This is a genomic window from Paenalcaligenes sp., assembly GCF_030152715.1.
GTDB classification, from domain to species: Bacteria; Pseudomonadota; Gammaproteobacteria; order Burkholderiales; family Burkholderiaceae_B; genus Paenalcaligenes; species Paenalcaligenes hermetiae.
The window spans coordinates 1-3,541 of record NZ_JASLIX010000144.1 but is presented as its reverse complement, the minus strand read 5'-3'; the positions used below and the strand labels follow the sequence as shown (position 1 = coordinate 3,541).

At 33.9% G+C, this 3,541-nt stretch carries 3 protein-coding genes and 1 pseudogene; all 4 read right to left on the bottom strand.

Annotated features, from left to right (window positions below):
• Positions 1 to 15: 15 nt before the first annotated feature.
• Positions 16 to 999: a hypothetical protein gene (locus Q1V74_RS11230; RefSeq protein WP_300648985.1), complete on the bottom strand. Its 984-nt coding sequence runs from the start codon at positions 997 to 999 to the stop codon at positions 16 to 18.
• A 22-nt stretch (positions 1,000 to 1,021) separates the two neighbouring features.
• Complete coding sequence (locus Q1V74_RS11225; protein ID WP_300648983.1) at positions 1,022 to 2,089, bottom strand: sugar-transfer associated ATP-grasp domain-containing protein; 1,068 nt, start codon at positions 2,087 to 2,089, stop codon at positions 1,022 to 1,024.
• Position 2,090: 1 nt separating this feature from the next.
• On the bottom strand, positions 2,091 to 3,335 hold the full coding sequence (locus tag Q1V74_RS11220) for an oligosaccharide flippase family protein (protein ID WP_300648981.1): 1,245 nt from the start codon (positions 3,333 to 3,335) through the stop codon (positions 2,091 to 2,093).
• Between the two features lie 4 nt (positions 3,336 to 3,339).
• Positions 3,340 to 3,541: pseudogene (locus Q1V74_RS11215) on the bottom strand (LPS biosynthesis protein WbpP); the annotation flags it as partial.

The window sequence follows — 3,541 nt, the reverse complement described above, 5'->3', positions numbered from 1 at the left end:
AACCTTATTATATATTTACTCATACTTTTTAACATACTCGTAAAGTGCTTCTGAATAACTTAATTCTAAATTAGGTTCTTTTTCAAAAAAAACCCATCCATCAGTCAGATTATTACATGAGTAATACCCTTTAGACTTCCTTAACGCACTAGTTCCAAAGCTAAGCCCTTGATACTCGATAAGCTCACACTTTTTATTCTTTTTACTAAAGGCTATATCTAAAGACAAAAAAGGAGAGTCTATTTTTTGCTTAATAAGTAGAGCATAATCTAAAACTTCAAGTGGTATATCACTGTATGAAAAGTCTTTACTCCCACTCGCTCTAAAATCATTTTTTCTTACTGCTCGCTTCATGGGGTAATATTTTTCAGCAAAAATAAGGACTCGATAATCACAGTCTAATCCAGAAACAAATTCCTGAGTAACAAATCTTTTAAAAGCTTTGTATTTGTACTCATAAAAACCATATTGCTCATGAGTTAAGTGCAGCTTTCGTATATAATTCTTGAGCTGCTGAATAAAGCCTATCCTCATTTTATTATTAACTATTTTAGCCCACTCTTTTTTATTATTAACCAGCTCAACTCCACTACTTCCAGCTCCCATGACATCTTTATAGACGAATGGATATTCTCTAGAGAAACTAGACAAATCGAATAAGTAAGTTTCGTCTAAATCCTCAATTCCAACTTTCTTTCTATATAAACACTGAAAGCCTTTATTCTCATATGACTGCATAATTTCATAGGGAGGAACCAATACTGCCCCCCTATCTTTAGCAAAATATAAAATATCTAAAACATATCTATTTACTTCATCATTATCAGCTGCTGTATATACAACAAAGTCTCTAGCGCTTAAATCATAATTGAGCAAATTAACAATATCAGTACATATTATTTCATAGCCTTCATCAGCTAAATGTTTAGACATTAATTTAGTATCTAAAGTTTGCCAGCTGGTTGGTGCATTACCGAAATAGCCATTGGGTAATGTCACAAAATACACCTTAGTATTCAACTTATTCCCTCAAAGTAAGAGTTGATAGTATTTCTTGAGTAAACTCACCAAAAAATGGCTGTCCGGCATACTGTGCAAATCGTATCGTCTGACCAAACATTGTCATTTCAATACAGCGCCAATCATTATTATAGTCTAGACACATATCTAAGCTTATCAGCTGTGTATAAGGCACTTGATTTGCCACTAAAACTGATTGTTCTAAGAGCTTTTTATAATATGGCAACTTTTCACCCTTAAATACAAACCCTGTATCAGGATGCCTTAAGAATTTAATCCCATATTTATTGATAGCAAATTCATTGAAAATTCCATTAGCACTGATGTTACAGACAATACCACCAGACGTTTCATTATCTAAAGAGCCATTCACTCCCATTCTCAAGCTGCAGTTAATTACATTAAAACCGTAACTTAACTTATTTCTATATAAGCATACTCTAATAGTGCATATACCTTTACTATACTCATTAATTTCACTTGACTGACATATTTTTTCTTGAACAACATAGTCTTTTGTTGTATTCAATAATGAAAGCAACTCTTTTTCATTACTAACAAAAACAACCCCCTGTCCTCCATAAGTATCAATACTCGGCTTAAAAACAGCTGGATACTTCACATTCTCAAGCATGAACTTCTGAGGATTTTCTATTGGCTTGTACAAAGCATCATACAACAACCCATCGATACTAAATAAATAGCATTTTGGAAAACTCTCGCCTACAAACCATTTATTATAAAAGCTTTTATTTTTTAAAAAGGAAACTTCTGCTCTAGAGTTAAGTAAAGGCTCAATTTTAAGGGCATATACCTCTTCAGGCACAATATACTTACTATAAGACTCTGTGAAAGATTTAGTAATTTCTACTGTTTTAAGACTAATAAATGGTGTTATGCCTCTCCAATAACTTAAATACTCCTTCTTCTCTTCTTTCGTTAGTTTCAAGTAAGAGCAACCTAAGTTTCTCTTTATTTTTTTATGCCTTTTATAAAAGCTTAGATAAACACTTACACTCCGCCATATATCCGACATAAAGCATTTAAGTTTTTTTACCAAAACCTTCATCTCACCCCCTAACCTTTCTATATTTTAAATAAGCAAGTACACTCATAAGACCTTGAGTCATCATTATATTAAATGCACCTCCAGAAACCCCGAAGATTAGTATGAGAGGATAGGAAGATAAGAAACCTATAATAGATGATACAACAGTCATCTTAGCTACTGCTCTATAGTACCCTCTAACAATTAAGTAATTAGTAGAGAACACACTATAAATTGAAATAAACCATGCACCCAAGGCTAAAGCAATAAAGACATTACTTGCAGCCTGATAGTTAATCCTCAAAAAAGAAAGTAAAAAATTATGAATAAGAATAAATATAAGCACTACAGCGCTAATGTATGAAATATAAATCTTACTATAGATAGCAAATCTATCTGCTTTTCGTGCTAGATATGGAAAAAAAACAGTAGTTGTTACACTGTTTAATACTGTAACTAACTGAACAACTTGCCTAGTCGCCCCAAAAGCTCCTGCTGCAGACTTTCCTAAAACCATGCCAACTAAAAAATTAGTTGTATTATTAAATAGGTTTGGCATAAATTGATTAACAAACAACGGAAACCCATTTCTAAGCGTTGTCCTAATAGCTTGTTTTTTTACTATCCTAAACTTAACTGAAAAATGCTTTCTAACTAATCTATGTGCCACAAACATCACTACTAGATAGCCCACACCATTCAACAATGGATAAACCCAATAATCCTCTGGTTTATGAATAAATAAGAATACGCCCGCAGTAAAAAACAGCTTAATACTTAAATCCAACACTGTTATATAGCGCATCTTTTCCACCCCCCTAAAAAACCACTCAGGGAATAGTGTGTGACCAACCAGCACTAATAACATAAGACAATAGATGGATTTATCTTGTTGAAACTGTGGCACAAGAAAAATAACGGGCAACAATATAATCAAGCTAATGGCTAACAAAAAAACTTTAGCACTCATTACCTTACTGTATATATAGCTTAACTGCTGCTGACTGTGCCGATGCTTAGCGATATCTCTAGTTGCAGATAAATTAAACCCATAATCTGTTACGGCTTGAAAGTACTGCATTAATGCCATAGCTAAAACAATTGCCCCATACTGTTCAAAACCCAAGGTTTTAATTAAATAAGGCAACGTTACAAAAGGCAAAATCAAGTTAAACACTTTTAAAACAGCTAATGAAAAGAAGTTTTCAATTAACTGCTTCACATCTTTATTTGATAATGCCTTTTTAACTACAGCTAAACGGCTCATGCAATTAATTCGCCTTAGGCATTAAAAACTGCACATACCACGGCATCGCCTTGGCAATCCCATCCTTAATCACAAACTCCGGCGCATACCCCAACAACTCCCGCGCCTTACTCACATCCGCCTGCGAATGCCTTACATCACCTGCTCTAAAATCTTGATACACCGGCGCTTGCTCATACACCACTCCATTAGCCGCCAACGCCGAC